The sequence below is a fragment of the Enterobacter cloacae complex sp. 370H10 genome (assembly GCF_050031535.1).
GTDB lineage: Bacteria > Pseudomonadota > Gammaproteobacteria > Enterobacterales > Enterobacteriaceae > Enterobacter > Enterobacter intestinihominis.
The window spans coordinates 1,800,104-1,817,642 of the sequence record NZ_JBLGWG010000001.1 but is presented as its reverse complement, the minus strand read 5'-3'; the positions used below and the strand labels follow the sequence as shown (position 1 = coordinate 1,817,642).

Here is a 17,539-nt window from a genome sequence, read left to right as displayed (position 1 = left end):
GAGGGTTAGGGTTAGGGTGAGGGGGAAATTACTCAGCCTGGAGCTTAGACGGCGGCGCTGAGTGGTAATGCGCATCCGCTTCCGCAAAGCGCTTCTGCATAGATGCAGACGGCGCTTTACCCAGCAGGCTAAACACCACAATACCGAGGCTGCCGAAGATGAAGCCCGGGATGATTTCGTACAGGCCCAGCCACGCGAACTGTTTCCAGACGATAACGGTAACCGCACCGATGATCATCCCCGCCAGCGCGCCGTTGCGGGTCATGCGTGACCACAGAACGGAGAACAGCACCACCGGACCAAATGCGGCGCCAAAGCCCGCCCACGCGTAGCTCACCAGCCCCAGCACGCGGTTTTCCGGGTTAGCCGCCAGCGCAATCGCCACCAGCGCCACCAGCAGCACCATAAAACGCCCTACCCACACCAGCTCTTTCTGGCTCGCGCCCTTACGCAGGAACGCTTTGTAGAGGTCTTCGGTGATGGCACTGGAGCACACCAGCAGCTGACAGCTCAGGGTGGACATGACTGCCGCCAGGATCGCGGAGAGCAGGATACCGGCAATCCACGGGTTGAACAGGATCTGCGCCAGCTCGATGAACACGCGCTCGGCGTTCTGGTTCACCGCGCCCGCCTGCGCCGGGTTGTTGTTGAAGTAGGCGATACCGAAGAAACCGACCGCGCACGCCCCCGCCAGACACAGGATCATCCACGTCATGCTGATGCGACGCGCGTGAACGATGGTGTGGTGAGAATCCGCCGCCATAAAGCGCGCCAGAATGTGCGGCTGACCGAAGTAGCCCAGGCCCCAGCCCATCAGGGAGACGATGGCCACGAAGTTCAGCCCTTTCAGCATATCGACGTTTTCGATGCTCTTCTGCTTGATCACTTCCAGCGATTCGCCAAAGCCGCCGACGGTAAAAATCACAATTATCGGGGTCAGGATCAGGGCGAAAATCATCAGACTCGCCTGCACGGTATCGGTCCAGCTTACCGCCAGGAATCCGCCCACGAAGGTATAGAGGATGGTCGCGGCCGCACCGGCCCACAGCGCCGTTTCATAGCTCATGCCGAAGGTGCTTTCGAACAGACGCGCGCCCGCCACAATGCCGGAGGCACAGTAGATGGTGAAGAACAGCAGGATCACCACCGCAGAGATAATACGCAATATGCGGCTGTTATCTTCAAAGCGTCCGGTGAAGTAATCCGGCAGCGTCAGGGCGTTGTTGTTGGCTTCGGTATGCACACGCAGACGGCCTGCTACCAGCTTCCAGTTAATCCACGCGCCAACGGTCAGGCCGATGGCGATCCAGCTTTCGGAGATACCGGAGATGAAAATCGCGCCCGGCAGCCCCATCAGCAGCCAGCCACTCATGTCGGAAGCGCCCGCTGAGAGCGCGGTGACCATCGGGCCTAAGCTGCGCCCGCCGAGGATGTAGTCGTCAAAGTTTTTAGTGGAACGCCATGCCAAAAACCCTATCAGGATCATGCCAAAAATATAAACGAGAAATGTCACCAGCATCGGTGTGCTAATAGCCATTCAAATTCTCCAAAATGTCGAGCGACAGCCGTCCGGGCTGCCTTGTTATGTCATCACCGGAACGTAGTGATGTGTGTATGTGTTTCCGTTGGGCGCGCTATCCTGCCGTATACGCATCCCACTGACAAACGATTTAACACTGCATTTACATGAATTTCATCCCTGGTTTTATACGTCTTTCCTATAGGTTGCACTCGCTCACGCTTTTATGGGTTGCACCTTTAAAAAGTGTTAAGCACCGCATAAAAACTGGGCTCAGAAACCGCCGCGCGTTCTTTTTCACAGCTAACTAATCGTTAACAATCCATTCATTTTCCAGCTTGCAGACCAGGTCACATTTAACACGGTTGCACAAAGTTGCAACATGGTGGATATTTCACGCTATCAACAGAACGCTATTACAGAACAACAGGAGTTTTGGCATGGGGATGACCACCATGGGGGTTAAGCTGGATGACGCTACCCGCGAACGGATTAAAACCGCTGCGACCCGTATCGACCGCACGCCGCACTGGTTAATCAAGCAGGCGATTTTTAACTATCTGGAAAGACTGGAGAGTGAAGAAGGTCTGCCGGAGCTGCCTGCCCTGCTGGCGGGCGCTGCGAACGAAGGCGAAGAGGCCGCGACGGCCGCTGATGAGAACCACCAGCCGTTCCTGGAATTTGCCGAGCAGATCCTGCCGCAGTCCGTCAGCCGCGCCGCCATTACCGGCGCCTATCGCCGTGCCGAAACCGACGCCGTGCCGATGCTGCTGGAGCAGGCGCGCCTGCCGGAAGCCGTTGCCGCTCAGGCGCACAGCCTGGCGTATCAGCTCGCCGACAAGCTGCGTAATCAGAAAACCGCCAGCGGACGCGCCGGTATGGTGCAGGGTCTGTTGCAGGAGTTCTCCCTCTCCTCGCAGGAAGGCGTGGCGCTGATGTGTCTGGCGGAAGCGCTGCTGCGTATCCCAGATAAAGCCACCCGCGATGCCCTGATCCGCGACAAAATCAGCAACGGCAACTGGCACTCCCACATTGGCCGCAGCCCGTCCCTGTTTGTGAACGCCGCCACCTGGGGCCTGCTGTTTACCGGCAAGCTGGTCTCCACCCATAACGAAGCCAACCTGTCGCGCTCCCTGAACCGTATTATCGGCAAGAGCGGCGAGCCGCTGATCCGCAAGGGTGTGGACATGGCGATGCGCCTGATGGGCGAGCAGTTCGTCACCGGGGAAACCATTGCCGAAGCGCTGGCGAACGCCCGCAAGCTGGAAGACAAAGGCTTCCGCTACTCCTACGACATGCTGGGCGAAGCGGCGCTGACCGCCGCCGACGCGCAGGCCTACATGGTCTCTTACCAGCAGGCGATCCACGCCATCGGTAAAGCGTCCAACGGTCGCGGTATTTATGAAGGGCCAGGCATCTCTATCAAGCTTTCCGCCCTGAACCCGCGCTACAGCCGCGCGCAGTACGACCGGGTGATGGAAGAACTCTACCCGCGCCTGAAGTCCCTGACCCTGCTGGCGCGCCAGTATGACATCGGCATCAACATCGACGCCGAAGAGGCGGATCGTCTGGAGATCTCCCTCGATCTGCTGGAAAAACTGTGCTTCGAGCCGGAGCTGGCGGGCTGGAACGGGATTGGTTTCGTTATCCAGGCCTACCAGAAACGCTGCCCGTTCGTCATTGACTACCTGATCGACCTGGCCAGCCGTAGCCGTCGCCGCCTGATGATCCGTCTGGTGAAGGGTGCCTACTGGGACAGCGAAATCAAACGCGCCCAAATGGAAGGACTGGAAGGCTATCCGGTCTATACCCGCAAGGTCTACACCGACGTCTCTTACCTCGCCTGCGCGAAAAAACTGCTCGGCGTGCCGAACCTGATTTATCCGCAGTTCGCCACCCACAACGCCCACACCCTGGCGGCGATCTACAGCCTGGCGGGTCAGAACTACTATCCGGGCCAGTACGAGTTCCAGTGTCTGCATGGCATGGGTGAACCGCTGTACGAACAGGTGACCGGTAAAGTGGCCGACGGCAAGCTGAACCGTCCGTGCCGTATTTATGCCCCGGTAGGTACTCACGAAACCCTGCTGGCCTACCTGGTGCGTCGTCTGCTGGAGAACGGGGCGAACACCTCCTTCGTTAACCGCATCGCCGATACCACCCTGCCGCTGGACGAACTGGTGGCCGATCCGGTACAGGCCGTAGAGAAGATGGCGGCGCAGGAAGGCCAGATTGGTCTGCCGCATCCGAAGATTGCCCTGCCGCGCGAGCTGTATGGTGCAGGTCGCGTCAACTCGGCGGGTCTGGATCTCGCCAACGAACACCGTCTGGCGTCGCTCTCTTCTGCCCTGCTTAACAGCGCATTGCAGAAGTGGCAGGCCAAACCGATCCTTGAGCAGTCCGTTGAAGACGGTGAAATGCAGCCGGTGATCAACCCGGCAGAGCCGAAGGATATCGTCGGCTACGTGCGCGAAGCCACAGAAGCGGAAGTGGATCAGGCTTTGGAGAGCGCGGTGAACAACGCGCCAATCTGGTTTGCCACCCCGCCGCAGGAGCGTGCCGCCATTCTGGAACGCGCGGCGGTGCTGATGGAAGATCAGATGCAGCAGCTTATCGGCATTCTGGTGCGTGAAGCGGGTAAAACCTTCAGCAACGCCATCGCCGAAGTGCGCGAGGCGGTCGACTTCCTGCACTACTACGCCGGTCAGGTGCGCGATGATTTCGACAACGAAACGCACCGTCCGCTCGGCCCGGTGGTCTGTATCAGCCCGTGGAACTTCCCGCTGGCAATCTTCACCGGCCAGATTGCCGCGGCCCTTGCCGCAGGCAACAGCGTGCTGTCAAAACCGGCAGAGCAGACTCCGCTGATTGCCGCTCAGGGCATCAACATTCTGCTGGAAGCGGGCGTACCGGCGGGCGTGGTGCAGCTGTTGCCGGGGCGCGGTGAAACGGTGGGTGCCAAACTGACCTCCGATCACCGCGTGCGCGGCGTGATGTTTACCGGTTCGACCGAAGTAGCCTCCCTGCTGCAACGCAACATCGCCACCCGTCTGGATGCGCAGGGCCGTCCAACGCCGCTGATCGCTGAAACCGGCGGCATGAACGCCATGATCGTGGACTCCTCCGCGCTCACTGAGCAGGTCGTCGTTGACGTGCTGGCCTCTGCCTTCGACAGCGCGGGTCAACGCTGTTCCGCCCTGCGCGTGCTGTGCTTACAGGATGACGTGGCTGACCACACGCTGAAGATGCTGCGCGGTGCGATGGCGGAATGCCGCATGGGCAACCCGGGCCGTCTCACCACCGATATCGGGCCGGTGATCGACGCGGAAGCCAAAGCCAACATCGAAAACCACATTCAGACCATGCGTGCCAAAGGCCGTCCGGTGTTCCAGGCGGTGCGTGAGAACAGCGAAGATGCCCGCGAGTGGCAGACCGGCACCTTCGTGCCGCCAACGCTGATTGAGCTGGCAAGCTTCGACGAGCTGAAAAAAGAGGTCTTCGGCCCGGTACTGCACGTTGTGCGCTACAACCGTAACAACCTCAACGAGCTGATCGATCAGATCAACGCCTCGGGTTACGGCCTGACGCTCGGTGTACATACCCGTATCGACGAAACCATTGCCCAGGTGACCGGCAATGCTAAAGTCGGCAACCTGTACGTCAACCGCAACATGGTTGGCGCGGTCGTGGGCGTGCAGCCGTTCGGCGGTGAAGGTCTCTCCGGCACCGGCCCGAAAGCGGGCGGTCCGCTCTATCTGTACCGCCTGCTGGCAAACCGTCCGGAAAATGCGCTGGGCGTGACGCTGGCGCGTCAGGACGCGGAATATCCGGTGGATGCGCAGGTGAAAGCCGTGCTGACCCAGCCGCTGGAGGCGCTGATTAAGTGGGCTGAAAATCGTCCCGAGCTGCATGCGATTGCACAGCAGTACGGCGAGCTGGCGCAGGCGGGAACACAGCGTCTGCTGCCGGGTCCAACCGGTGAGCGCAACACCTGGACGCTGATGCCGCGCGAGCGTGTGCTGTGCGTGGCGGATAACGAGGAGGATGCGCTGGTGCAGCTGGCAGCCGCAACGGCAACGGGCTGTGAGGTGCTGTGGCCGGAAGATGCCCTGCATCGCGACCTCGCCAAACAGTTGCCAAAAGCGGTCTCGGCTCGCATTCGCTTTGCGAAGGCCGATGCCCTGCTGACCCAGCCGTTTGACGCGGTGATCTACCACGGTGATTCCGACCAGCTGCGCGAACTGTGCGAGCAGGTGGCGGCCCGCAGCGGCGCGATTGTCTCGGTGCAGGGCTTCGCCCGCGGGGAAACCAACCTGCTGCTGGAGCGCCTGTACGTTGAGCGCTCGCTCAGCGTTAACACCGCGGCGGCGGGCGGTAACGCCAGCCTGATGACCATCGGTTAATCGTGTAAACTCTCCCCGGTGACGCTACGCTTACCGGGGCTATAAAACAGCCGCAGGCCGGATAAGCACAGCGCATCCGGCTTTTTTACATGGAGGGGATGATGAAAAGAGTATTTCTCGCAGGTGCAGCCCTGCTCATGAGCGCCAGCGCGCTTGCCGACGAGTGCAACAACGCGACCACCCAGCTTGAACTGAACACCTGTAGCGCGCAGCAGTACCAGGCCGCCGATAAAAAGCTCAACGAGACCTATCAGGCCGCCATCAAACGTGCGGCTGCACCTCAGCGCGATCTGCTGAAAAAGGCGCAGCAGGCGTGGATCAGCCTGCGCGACGCGGACTGTGCGTTTATCGGTTCGGGTACGGAAGGCGGGAGCGTTCAGCCAATGATTGTGAACCAGTGTCTGGCGGAAAAAACCGTGGAGCGCGAAGCGTTTCTGGCCACGCTGATGCAGTGTGAAGAGGGCGACTTAAGCTGTCCCCTCCCGCCGGGCTGACGCGGCACTGAACTATTCCCTCTCCCCTTGGGAGAGGGTTAGGGTGAGGGAAATTAGCGCACACGGATCCCTTCGATAATCATCCGCTGCACGTTTTCCAGGGTGCTCTGGAAAAACGCCTCGTCCTGGAGCGTTTTACCGGTTACCGCCTCGACCTGGGCCGCGAAGTCAGCGTAGTGCTGGGTTGAGGCCCAAATCATGAAAATCAGATGCTGCGGATCGACGGGCGCCAGTTTTCCGCTGGCGACCCATCCGGCAATAATGGCTGATTTATCGTCCACCAGCTGCTTTAGATCTCCCGTCAGCTCCGCCTGCAACAGCGGCGCGCCCTGCAACATCTCCAGGCAGAACAGCCTTGATGCCTGCGGGTAATCACGCGATACCTCCAGCTTCAGGCGTATGTACTCCTCTATCGCCACCAGCGGGGCCAGCTCTTCGCGAAATGCTTTAAGCGGTGCGAGCCAGATATCCAGGATCTGCTGCATCACCGCCACATATAGCGCCTCTTTCGACGGGTAGTAGTACAGCAGATTGGTCTTGGACACCCCGGCCTGCTCCGCCACCTGCTCAAGGCGTGTACCGTGAATACCAAACTGCGAAAATGTCTCCAGCGCGGCGCTGAGGATCGCCTGTTTCTTGGCGCTCACCGCCTGCGAACGTTTACCGGGTGTTTTCACTGCGCCTTGTGTCATTTTCGCTCTCCATTTTCTGTCCTGCGCTCAGCATAGCAAAACCCCCGTCTCGCCACGACCTTCTGCACCCTCAGCGCGCATGAGTGCCTGTTTTCTGTGCAATGATTTTGACCACTTAGTCCACATTTTCGCTGTTAAATTTAACAGCCACCAGTTAACACCGTAATAACAAAGTATTTTTCAAAACTGGCACTCCCTTTGCAAAAACGTCGTGACACCTGCGACGTAATGAAGAGAGGTTCGTGATGAAAATTGGCGTATTTGTACCGATCGGCAACAACGGCTGGCTTATCTCGACCACGGCCCCGCAATACATGCCGACCTTTGAGCTGAATAAAGCCATCGTGCAGAAAGCGGAGCATTACCACTTCGACTTTGCGCTCTCGATGATCAAGCTGCGCGGTTTCGGCGGTAAGACCGAATTCTGGGACCACAACCTGGAGTCCTTTACCCTGATGTCGGGCCTGGCGGCGGTAACCTCGCGCATCCAGATTTACGCCACCGCCGCCACCCTTACCCTTCCCCCGGCAATCGTGGCGCGGATGGCCTCCACCATCGACTCCATCTCCGGCGGGCGCTTTGGCGTCAACCTTGTCACCGGCTGGCAAAAGCCGGAGTACGAGCAGATGGGGATCTGGCCGGGTGACGATTACTTCTCCCGTCGCTACGACTACCTGACTGAATACGTGCAGGTGCTGCGCGATCTGTGGGGCACCGGCAAAAGCGATTTCAAAGGCGACTTCTTCACCATGAACGACTGCCGCGTCAGCCCCCAGCCGTCGGTGCCGATGAAGGTGATTTGCGCCGGGCAGAGCGACGCGGGGATGGAATTCTCCGCCAAATACGCCGACTTCAACTTCTGCTTCGGCAAAGGCGTTAACACCCCTGCCGCCTTCGCGCCCACTGCGGCACGCATGAAAGCGGCCGCCGACAAAATCGGGCGCGACGTGGGCTCCTACGTGCTGTTTATGGTGATTGCCGACGAAACCGACGACGCCGCGCGCGCCAAATGGGAACGATACAAGGACGGCGCCGACGAGGAAGCCCTGAGCTGGCTGACCGAGCAGAGCCAGAAGGATACCCGCTCCGGCGCGGACACCAACGTTCGCCAGATGGCCGACCCGACGTCTGCCGTCAATATCAACATGGGCACCCTGGTTGGCTCGTATGCCAGCGTCGCCAGAATGCTCGACGAAGTGGCTGCCGTGCCCGGCGCCGAAGGCGTGCTGCTGACCTTCGATGATTTTCTCACCGGCGTGGAAACCTTCGGCGAGCGTATTCAGCCGCTGATGCAGTGCCGCGCCCACATCCCTGCCGTGACGAAGGAGGTGGCGTAATGACGACCCTCAACGCTCGCCCGGAGGCCATCACCTTTGACGCGCAGCAGAGCGCGCTGATCGTGGTGGATATGCAAAACGCCTATGCCAGTAAAGGCGGGTATCTGGATCTGGCCGGGTTCGACGTCTCGGCCACGCAGCTGGTGATTGAGAATATCAAAACCGCCGTGAGCGCCGCGCGTGCTGCGGGCATGCTGATCGTCTGGTTCCAGAATGGCTGGGACGACCAGTACGTCGAAGCTGGCGGTCCCGGCTCACCCAACTTTCACAAATCCAACGCCCTGAAAACCATGCGCCAACGGCCTGAACTCCAGGGCACGCTGCTGGCGAAAGGCGGCTGGGATTATCAGCTGGTGGATGAGCTGGTACCGGAAGCTGGCGATATCGTACTGCCGAAACCGCGCTACAGCGGCTTTTTCAATACCCCGCTCGACAGCCTGCTGCGCAGCCGGGGCATTCGTCATCTGGTCTTTACGGGCATTGCCACCAACGTCTGCGTGGAGTCCACCCTGCGCGACGGCTTCTTCCTCGAGTATTTTGGCGTGGTGCTGGAAGACGCTACCCATCAGGCCGGGCCGGATTTTGCCCAGAAAGCCGCCCTGTTCAATATCGAAACCTTTTTTGGCTGGGTCAGTAACGTCGCCGATTTCTGCGACGCGCTGGATCCCCCGCTCGCCCGCATCGCCTGAGGAGAACCGCTATGCCGAAATCCGTGATTATTCCGCCGGGCACCAGCACCCCGATAGCCCCGTTTGTCCCCGGAACCCTCGCCGACGGCGTGGTGTATGTCTCAGGCACGCTGCCGTTTGATAAAGACAACAACGTGGTGTTTATCGATGACCCAAAGGCGCAAACCCGCCACGTGCTGGAGACGATCAAAACCGTGATCGAAACGGCGGGTGGCACGATGGAGGACGTGACCTTCAACAGCATCTTTATCACCGACTGGAAAAACTACGCCGCGATTAACGAGATCTACGCGGAGTTTTTCCCCGGCGATAAACCGGCGCGATTTTGCATCCAGTGCGGGCTGGTAAAGCCTGAAGCGCTGGTTGAAATTGCCACCGTTGCGCACATCGCGAAGTGAGGCCGCCATGAAACTGTCCATTTCCCCGCCCCCCTTTGCGGGCGCGCCCGTGGTGGTGCTGATTGCCGGGCTCGGCGGCAGCGGGAGCTACTGGCTGCCTCAGCTCGCCGTGCTGGGGCAGGAGTATCAGGTGGTGTGCTACGACCAGCGGGGCACGGGGAATAACCCGGATACCCTGCCGGAAGACTACACCCTCGCACACATGGCTGACGAGCTCGCACTGGCGTTAGCCGGGGCCGGGATCGCCCGTTACTGCGTGGTCGGCCACGCGCTGGGGGCGCTGGTCGGCCTGCGGCTGGCTATCGATAAGCCTGACGCCCTCACCGCGCTGGTTTGTGTCAACGGCTGGCTGACCCTCAATGCCCATACCCGACGCTGTTTTGACGTTCGCGAACGTCTGCTGCATGCGGGCGGGGCTCAGGCGTGGGTAGAGGCACAGCCGCTGTTTCTTTACCCGGCAGACTGGATGGCTGCCCGCGCTCCGCGGCTGGAGGCCGAGGAAGCGCTGGCGCTGGCCCATTTCCAGGGCAAAGCCAATCTGCTGCGCAGGCTGCATGCGCTGAAACAGGCCGATTTCAGCCGCCACGCTGCACGCGTTCGCTGCCCCGTGCAGATTATTTGTTCCACCGACGATCTGCTGGTGCCGTCCGTCTGCTCCGCGGAACTGCACGCCGCCCTCCCGCACGCCCGCAAAACGGTCATGCGCCAGGGCGGGCATGCCTGCAACGTGACCGCGCCGGACATCTTTAACACGCTGCTGCTGAACGGGCTTGCCAGCCTGCTGCACAGCCCTGAACCCGCTTTGTAAGGAGCCTGAATGAGCGAAGCCATCACGCCCGCCGCGCTGGAAACGCTGTTTACCGGCGCACGTACCCATAACGGCTGGCTGGATATACCGGTCAGTGACGAGACGCTGCGCGAGATTTATGACCTGATGAAATGGGGGCCGACGTCCGCCAACTGTTCCCCGGCGCGCATTGTCTTTGTGCGAAGCCCGGAAGGAAAAGAGAAGCTGCGCCCGGCGCTCTCCAGCGGCAACCTTGAGAAAACGCTCACCGCCCCGGTCACGGCAATTGTCGCCTGGGACAGCGAGTTTTATGAGCGCCTGCCTGTACTGTTCCCGCACGGCGATGCCAGAAGCTGGTTTACCTCCAGCCCCGCACTGGCGGAAGAGACCGCCTTTCGCAACAGTTCGATGCAGGCCGCGTACCTGATCTTCGCCTGCCGCGCGCTCGGGCTCGACACCGGGCCGATGTCCGGCTTTGACCGGGAAAAAGTGGACGCGGCCTTTTTCACGGGCACGCTGCTTAAAAGCAATCTGCTGATTAACATCGGTTATGGCGATATGAGCAAAGTCTATGGGCGCTTACCGCGTCTGACCTTCGAAGACGCCTGCGGGCTGGCATAAGGAGCCATCATGACGACACCCGATCAACAAACCTTCCGTGATGCCATGGCCTGCGTCGGTGCGGCGGTCAATATCATCACCACCGACGGCCCTGCGGGAATGGCGGGCTTTACCGCCAGCGCGGTATGCAGCGTGACCGATTCCCCGCCCACTCTGCTGGTTTGCCTCAACCGTGGCGCGTCCGTCTGGCCGATTTTCAGCGAGAACCGCACCCTGTGCGTTAACACGCTGAGTGCCGGACAGGAGCCATTATCCAACCTGTTTGGCGGTAAAACGCCGATGGAGGACCGCTTTGCCGCTGCCCGCTGGCAGACAGGCGACACGGGCTGTCCGCGTCTGGAAAATGCCCTGGCCTCTTTCGACTGCCGCATCAGCCAGGTGGTTAGCGTCGGCACCCACGACATTCTGTTTTGCGACATCGTATCCATCGTTCGCCACCCGGCACCGCAAGGGCTGGTGTGGTTCGACCGCGGCTATCACGCACTTATGCGACCCGCCTGTTAATCCGCATTCAGGAGACAGAACATGTTCGGACTTCCTCACTGGCAGTTGAAATCGACCTCCACAGAAGCAGGCGTGGTCGCGCCGGATGAAAGGCTCCCGCTCGGGCAGACAATGGTGATGGGCGTGCAGCATGCGGTCGCGATGTTTGGTGCGACGGTGCTAATGCCCATGCTGATGGGGCTGGATCCTAACCTCGCCATTTTGATGTCGGGTATGGGTACCCTGCTGTTCTTTTTTGTCACCGGCGGGCGCGTGCCCAGCTATCTGGGCTCCAGCGCCGCCTTTGTGGGAGTCGTTATTGCAGCGACCGGGTTTAACGGTCAGGGCATTAACCCCAACCTGAGCGTGGCCCTCGGCGGCATTATCGCCTGTGGGCTGGTCTACACCCTTACCGGTCTGGTGGTGATGAAAGTCGGCACGCGCTGGATCGAGCGGATGATGCCCCCCGTCGTCACCGGGGCGGTGGTGATGGCGATAGGCCTGAACCTCGCGCCGATTGCGGTGAAGAGCGTATCCGGCTCGCCGTTTGAAAGCTGGATGGCGGTGATTACGGTGCTGTGCATCGGCGTGGTGGCGGTCTTTACGCGCGGGATGATCCAGCGACTGCTGATCCTGGTCGGGCTGATTGCGGCCTGTCTGATCTACGCGCTGCTGGCGAACGTGTTTGGTCTTGGCAAGCCAGTTGATTTCACACTGATTCACCAGGCCGCCTGGTTCGGCATGCCGCAGGTGACCTCACCCACCTTTAACGCTCAGGCGATGATGCTCATCGCGCCTGTCGCGGTGATTCTGGTGGCTGAAAACCTGGGCCACCTGAAAGCCGTAGCGGGAATGACCGGGCGCAATATGGACCCGTATATGGGGCGGGCGTTTGTGGGAGACGGTCTGGCGACCATGCTCTCCGGCTCGGTCGGCGGCAGCGGCGTGACGACCTACGCGGAAAACATCGGCGTGATGGCAGTGACCAAAGTCTACTCGACGCTGGTCTTCGTGGCGGCGGCGGTGATGGCGATACTGCTCGGCTTTTCCCCAAAATTCGGCGCATTGATCCACACCATCCCGGCACCCGTGATTGGCGGCGCCTCGATTGTTGTATTTGGTCTGATTGCCGTCGCGGGGGCACGCATCTGGGTGCAGAATCATATTGATCTGAGCCAGAACGGTAACCTGATCATGGTGGCGGTCACGCTGGTGCTGGGCGCAGGCGACTTCGCCCTGACGCTGGGCGGGTTTACGGTGGGCGGGATTGGCACGGCGACCTTCGGCGCGATCCTGCTCAACGCCCTGCTTAGCCGCCGCAAAGGGGATGAAGCGCAAGCGGAACCCATCACCCCCTGAACCTGAAATAGCCGGGTGACGCTACGCTTACCCGGCCTACATGCCAATTGTAGGCCCGTGCAAGCGAAGCGCCGCCGGGCAAAACGGACAGCGTGCGCGTTGTTAGCTATCTGCCCCTTGTTCAGTGCCCAACCCGGCAGTCGCCTTACGTCGTTTTTTTAACTTTAACTCGCTCACCAGCACCCCGGCGACAATAAACGCCGCGCCCACCAGCGCCAGCAGCGGCAGACGCTCACCGGCGAGTCGCCCGAAAATACCCGCCCACACCGGTTCACCGGTATAGATGACCGTCGCCCGTGTCGGAGATACGCTGCGCTGCGCCCAGTTCATGGTGACCTGAATAATGGCGCTAAAAACGCCCAGCCCCAGCGCCACGACGATAAGCCCGGTAGACATCGGCGGGACGGACTCCCCTGCCGGCACCATCGTCGCGAACGCCACCAGCGACGCGGTGGCAAGCTGCACGACCGTCACCCGCTTGACGTCCACTTTTCCTGCCCAGGCGCTAATCAAAATAATTTCTGCCGCAATGGCAACGGCCCCCACCAGCGTGATGATCTCTCCCGGCCCCAGCGCCAGCAGATTATTTCCCGGCCCGGCTAATAAAATGAGGCCGATGAACGCCAGCACGATACCAATGCACGACATCAGGCCCGGTATTCTGCCCAGGCACAGCCACTGCAACAGCGGCACCAGCGGTACGTACATGGCGGTGATGAAGGCGGATTTACTGCTGGAGATAGACTGGAGCCCCCACGTTTGCAGGCTATAGCCCATGGCAATCGCCACGCCAATAGCGACACCCGCTTTAAGCTCTCTCAGGGTCAACCCGCGCAGGGTTTTCAGCGAAATAAGCGCCACGGCAACCGCCGCGGTTGCAAAACGCAGCCCTACAAAGAAAAACGGATCGCTCATCGTGACCGCGTACTGAACGGCAAGAAAGGTTCCGCCCCAGAACATGGTGATCAAAATCAGGATGGCTTCCTGAGGCTTAATGGAGAAAGTAAAACGGGAAACGGACATGGGACACCAGCACGAAGAATCAATCCTGTAGTGTGCGATGCCTTTGATTACAGTTCAATGTAGCAGACATAAAAAAACCGCCGGGAAACCCGGCGGCAGAGAGTTAACCCGGCGTACTACTTGTTGCTGCCGTGGCTATTTTTACCCCCTTTTTTGCCAGCCTCTGATGCGCGCTGAGGGTCGTTTTTAAAATTGCCCCCGCTAGACTGGCCACCTTTACGACCTGCTTCTGATGCTCTTTCACGGTCTTCAGCGAAATTACCTGAACCACCACGATGGTTTGCCATCTCTAACCTCCAGAGTGTGAAACATTAGACATCATATTGCATTCAGTAAAAGAGGATTCTTTCACCTCGCGGCTCAAGGACAGTGCCTTTATCTATGCCGCGTGAAACTAAGCTTAGTGTAATGCGGCTATCCGGCAAGCGAGAGGTAATATTCTGCAACATGATCTCAGCCTTTCGTATGAAATATTGAGGAGGTTATCCATAAGCCATTCTTATATTTTGAAAAATCAGCGCCGCTAAAGTTGTTTCATTTTGCTACAAAGCACGTAACGAAAAGATATTGTTATATATCAAATAAATGCCGTTCATTTTTGCAGTCTGGCCGTGATGTCATATCTTTAAAGTAACGCAGCGATCCGCTGTAAGAAAAACCAACGAGGAGTGATGCAAAATGGCAAAAGTTCTGGTGCTCTATTATTCCATGTATGGACACATTGAAACCATGGCTCACGCAGTTGCAGAAGGCGCAGACAGAGTAGACGGCGTTGAGGTTGTGGTTAAACGCGTACCGGAAACCATGCAGGCGGAAGCCTTCGCCAAAGCCGGGGGAAAAACACAAAACGCCCAGGTCGCCACCCCGCAGGAGCTCGCGGACTATGATGCCATTATCTTCGGCACCCCGACCCGCTTCGGCAATATGTCCGGCCAGATGCGCACCTTCCTCGACCAGACGGGCGGGCTCTGGGCCTCCGGCGCGTTATACGGCAAGCTGGCCAGCGTGTTCAGCTCTACCGGCACAGGCGGCGGCCAGGAGCAGACGATCACCTCAACCTGGACTACCCTTGCACATCATGGGATGGTGATTGTGCCGATTGGCTACGGCGCGCAGGAACTGTTTGATGTTTCCCAGGTTCGTGGCGGGACACCGTATGGCGCGACAACCATTGCCGGTGGGGATGGTTCACGTCAGCCAAGCAATGAAGAACTTTCGATCGCCCGCTATCAGGGTGAATACGTCGCGGGTCTTGCCAAAAAACTGAACGGCTAACCCAACAGGAGGACAAGTATGCCAACTCAAGAATCCAAAGCTCACCACGTGGGCGAATGGGCAAGTTTACGCAATACCTCTCCGGAGATTGCAGAAGCCATCTTTGAAGTCGCCAGGTATGACGAAAAGCTGGCTGAGCAGATTTGGGAAGAAGGCAACGATGAAGTGCTGGTTCGCGCTTTCGAAAAAACCGACAAAGACTCGCTGTTCTGGGGCGAGCAAACCATCGAACGTAAAAACGTCTGAATGTTCCCCCCGCCCGCGCGGGGGGGTTTCTTCTATTTCGCCGCGTTGTTCATCACCGCATTGAATTTATCGATCGGACAGAAGCCGTTGCCATCTACCGGACAGCCCTTCAGCTCCAGCGTCACGCGCTGCGCAGGAGATTGCAGCGACAGCACGCTGGCATTACGCAACTGCTCAGAACTCTGGTAGACATACTCAATTTTCATCAGCTCCTGGTTAGTGTTTTTGTCATGCCAGCGCTGGAAGACAATTTTACCGCCAATCGGGGTTCGTTCCTGCTGGTCGTGCAGCTGATACGGCCTGAAATCCAGCGCGGTCAGCAGCGAGGCAATGTTGGAGTCGTGCCCCACCAGCAGGGTAATTTTTGGCGCTTTGGCCTGTTCGGTCACCAGCGCTTTATCAATGTACTTCACCAACGGTTTAGCCACGTTCTGCGCCACGTCCGTCGAGGTAAACAGCGAGTCCTGGTAGCCGTTTTTCAGCTTCGACAGCACGCGCCACTGCTGATCGGTTTTGATTTCCCCCCATGCCACTTGGTCTGCCGGGAATCCTTCGTAATACTGTAGGGTGAACGCATCCACCAGCGAGTTACCCACTTTCAGCGGCCCGGAGACGCCCGGCTCTTTTTCATAATCGGCGCTGAACGTATCTTTCGCCTCCGTCAGGGAACAGACTTTTTTCTCCTTGCAGGACGGCGAGTCGCTATAGTTTGTCAGCTGCTCCAGCAGTTTGTAGCTTTCATCCAGCTGCATTTTCTGCCGTTCTGTCTCCATCGCTTTCAGCGCTTTCTCACGAAACTCAGGGGAATTATCGGTAATGACCGGATTGAAGGTGGGGTCCATGGTGCCCATTTTTTCCTGATGATGCACAGGCACATCGCACCCCGGGAACGCGCCGGTGATAAAGAACTGCGCGGTCGCCACGGTGCGCTGGAGGCTGTTGGCGTAGGCATAGACGGTATCCGCTTGCGGGCATTCACCCGTCTTCACCATCCCCTGCTCTGCCAGCCACTCGCGTATATAGTGACCCATATACACTTCCAGTACGCCCCCTTTGGTGGTGAGCTGTCCACCCGGGACGTCCCACTCCGGCCACTGCTTCGGCGTGGACTGCTCCAGCACGCTGCCGTTATTGGCGAGCGGCGCACGCAGGTTGTGGCGGCTCATGATGAGTACCTGTTCCAGCTGATAGCCGTCCGGTTTGTCCTGCGCCTGTGCGCCAAAGGTCACGGCAAGGGTACCTGCCACGGCAACTGCAAGTAGTGCTTTTCTCATCCCTAATTCCTCACACGTTTTTTAATGTCGCATTGAGTGTGACAGATTCGTGACAGGTTTTTCGGGAAGCATTTCTCAAACTGATGAATACGTGACTCGCTGATTCAGAGGCTGATGCTGGTGACGATGCCGACATACAGCGCCGCCCATGCGCAGGCTGAAAGCAGGCTGATGGCGTAAACCTTTATCGCGCTCAGCCTGAGCATGCCCGCCGCCAGCGGCACGATATAGCGCAGTACCGCCAGGAAACGCGAGGTGAACAACACCAGCAGGCCATTTTTATGCAGCTGGTGCTGTACCCGCAAAAACTTCCCGGCATGTTTTGCCGTGAAGCGTGACACTCGCCGGGTATGCCCCATCAGCTGGCCGATATGGTAATTCAGCACCGATCCTGCCGTAGCGCCCATCACCACCGCCAGCCACGTCAGCGCCGGATGCATACTCGACTGGCTGACGGCAATCCCCGCCAGCAGCATGACCGATGCGGGCGGGAGCACGGAAGAGATCAGTACCGTTGATTTACTCAGTGCCATAACAACGAGCAACGCGAAGAGATGCGTTGGATAATGCGCAAAATGATCCAGCAGCGTGTCCAGCCATGCCATTTTACTCTCCCCGGTAACATCAGAATTCCCCATTAGAAGTGAAAATAGTTAAATAAAACGTCAACATTCATTCAATAATATTCATTTAAACCATACTTAAACATTATTTAAATTCCTCAGCAGCCATTTTAAATAAGCGTATTATCCCTCACGTTTTACAACGATCTCGTTATGGCGAGGCTCCTGTACAAATACACGTTATCGCTCTGGTGGGTTCGAGAGAACCGGCACAGGGTAAAACAGGCACTGTCGAATCAAGGCTTTGCCAGTATAACTTCCCTTACGGGATACGGTGTACAGTGCTGAACCCAGGACGTGGGGATCTCCTTTCCGA

17 protein-coding genes and 1 riboswitch are annotated in these 17,539 nt (G+C 58.7%); of the genes, 11 read left to right on the top strand and 6 right to left on the bottom strand.

What is annotated here, in order from left to right:
* Positions 1–28 precede the first annotated feature (28 nt).
* A complete protein-coding gene (putP, locus tag ACQG2Q_RS08850; RefSeq protein WP_022647686.1) occupies positions 29–1,537 on the bottom strand; it encodes a sodium/proline symporter PutP in 1,509 nt (502 codons plus the stop codon).
* A 422-nt stretch (positions 1,538–1,959) separates the two neighbouring features.
* On the opposite strand from putP, the gene putA reads away from it, so the two are divergent.
* On the top strand, positions 1,960–5,922 hold the full coding sequence (gene putA / locus ACQG2Q_RS08845) for a trifunctional transcriptional regulator/proline dehydrogenase/L-glutamate gamma-semialdehyde dehydrogenase (protein ID WP_063849349.1): 3,963 nt from the start codon (positions 1,960–1,962) through the stop codon (positions 5,920–5,922).
* Positions 5,923–6,023: 101 nt separating this feature from the next.
* Positions 6,024–6,416, top strand: a complete 393-nt coding sequence (locus ACQG2Q_RS08840) for a lysozyme inhibitor LprI family protein (RefSeq protein WP_038415806.1) — start codon at positions 6,024–6,026, stop codon at positions 6,414–6,416.
* A gap of 53 nt (positions 6,417–6,469) precedes the next feature.
* On the opposite strand, the gene rutR is transcribed toward ACQG2Q_RS08840, so the two are convergent.
* Positions 6,470–7,108: an HTH-type transcriptional regulator RutR gene (rutR, locus tag ACQG2Q_RS08835; protein ID WP_046618398.1), complete on the bottom strand. Its 639-nt coding sequence runs from the start codon at positions 7,106–7,108 to the stop codon at positions 6,470–6,472.
* Between the two features lie 245 nt (positions 7,109–7,353).
* Between rutR and rutA the strand changes: the two genes are divergently transcribed.
* Genes rutA through rutG form a run of 7 tightly spaced genes read left to right on the top strand, consistent with a single transcriptional unit; the run spans position 7,354 to position 12,782 of the window.
* A complete protein-coding gene (gene rutA, locus ACQG2Q_RS08830; protein ID WP_063849350.1) occupies positions 7,354–8,445 on the top strand; it encodes a pyrimidine utilization protein A in 1,092 nt (363 codons plus the stop codon).
* The gene (gene rutB / locus ACQG2Q_RS08825; protein ID WP_063849351.1) at positions 8,445–9,134 is read left to right on the top strand and encodes a pyrimidine utilization protein B; all 690 of its coding nucleotides are present in this window, start codon (positions 8,445–8,447) and stop codon (positions 9,132–9,134) included. Before rutA ends, rutB begins: the two co-directional genes overlap by 1 nt.
* Before the next feature lie 11 nt (positions 9,135–9,145).
* Complete coding sequence (rutC, locus tag ACQG2Q_RS08820) at positions 9,146–9,532, top strand: pyrimidine utilization protein C (protein ID WP_015570870.1); 387 nt, start codon at positions 9,146–9,148, stop codon at positions 9,530–9,532.
* Positions 9,533–9,539: 7 nt separating this feature from the next.
* A complete protein-coding gene (gene rutD / locus ACQG2Q_RS08815; protein WP_022647680.1) occupies positions 9,540–10,340 on the top strand; it encodes a pyrimidine utilization protein D in 801 nt (266 codons plus the stop codon).
* Positions 10,341–10,349: 9 nt separating this feature from the next.
* Positions 10,350–10,940 (top strand): malonic semialdehyde reductase, encoded by a 591-nt coding sequence (locus ACQG2Q_RS08810; protein ID WP_022647679.1) that lies wholly within the window; start codon positions 10,350–10,352, stop codon positions 10,938–10,940.
* 9 nt (positions 10,941–10,949) lie between these two features.
* Positions 10,950–11,444: an NADH-dependent FMN reductase RutF gene (gene rutF, locus ACQG2Q_RS08805; RefSeq protein WP_045308877.1), complete on the top strand. Its 495-nt coding sequence runs from the start codon at positions 10,950–10,952 to the stop codon at positions 11,442–11,444.
* Between the two features lie 21 nt (positions 11,445–11,465).
* Positions 11,466–12,782 (top strand): pyrimidine utilization transport protein G, encoded by a 1,317-nt coding sequence (gene rutG, locus ACQG2Q_RS08800; RefSeq protein ID WP_063849352.1) that lies wholly within the window; start codon positions 11,466–11,468, stop codon positions 12,780–12,782.
* 102 nt (positions 12,783–12,884) lie between these two features.
* Here rutG and ACQG2Q_RS08795 read toward each other — a convergent pair whose 3' ends face one another.
* Positions 12,885–13,805: a DMT family transporter gene (locus ACQG2Q_RS08795; RefSeq protein ID WP_045622222.1), complete on the bottom strand. Its 921-nt coding sequence runs from the start codon at positions 13,803–13,805 to the stop codon at positions 12,885–12,887.
* A gap of 116 nt (positions 13,806–13,921) precedes the next feature.
* Positions 13,922–14,092, bottom strand: coding sequence for a general stress protein (locus ACQG2Q_RS08790; RefSeq protein WP_001273664.1), 171 nt, complete (start codon positions 14,090–14,092; stop codon positions 13,922–13,924).
* A 391-nt stretch (positions 14,093–14,483) separates the two neighbouring features.
* Between ACQG2Q_RS08790 and wrbA the strand changes: the two genes are divergently transcribed.
* Positions 14,484–15,080 carry an NAD(P)H:quinone oxidoreductase gene (gene wrbA / locus ACQG2Q_RS08785; protein WP_063849353.1) on the top strand — a complete coding sequence of 199 codons (597 nt, stop codon included), beginning with the start codon at positions 14,484–14,486 and terminating at the stop codon, positions 15,078–15,080.
* 18 nt (positions 15,081–15,098) lie between these two features.
* Positions 15,099–15,326, top strand: a complete 228-nt coding sequence (locus ACQG2Q_RS08780; RefSeq protein WP_022647674.1) for a YccJ family protein — start codon at positions 15,099–15,101, stop codon at positions 15,324–15,326.
* A 32-nt stretch (positions 15,327–15,358) separates the two neighbouring features.
* Here ACQG2Q_RS08780 and agp read toward each other — a convergent pair whose 3' ends face one another.
* Both agp and ACQG2Q_RS08770 read right to left on the bottom strand, forming a co-directional pair.
* The gene (gene agp / locus ACQG2Q_RS08775; RefSeq protein WP_063849354.1) at positions 15,359–16,600 is read right to left on the bottom strand and encodes a bifunctional glucose-1-phosphatase/inositol phosphatase; all 1,242 of its coding nucleotides are present in this window, start codon (positions 16,598–16,600) and stop codon (positions 15,359–15,361) included.
* Positions 16,601–16,704: 104 nt separating this feature from the next.
* Complete coding sequence (locus ACQG2Q_RS08770) at positions 16,705–17,205, bottom strand: DedA family protein (protein WP_023299758.1); 501 nt, start codon at positions 17,203–17,205, stop codon at positions 16,705–16,707.
* Between the two features lie 158 nt (positions 17,206–17,363).
* A riboswitch (M-box (ykoK) riboswitch) is annotated at positions 17,364–17,533 on the top strand.
* Positions 17,534–17,539 lie beyond the last annotated feature (6 nt).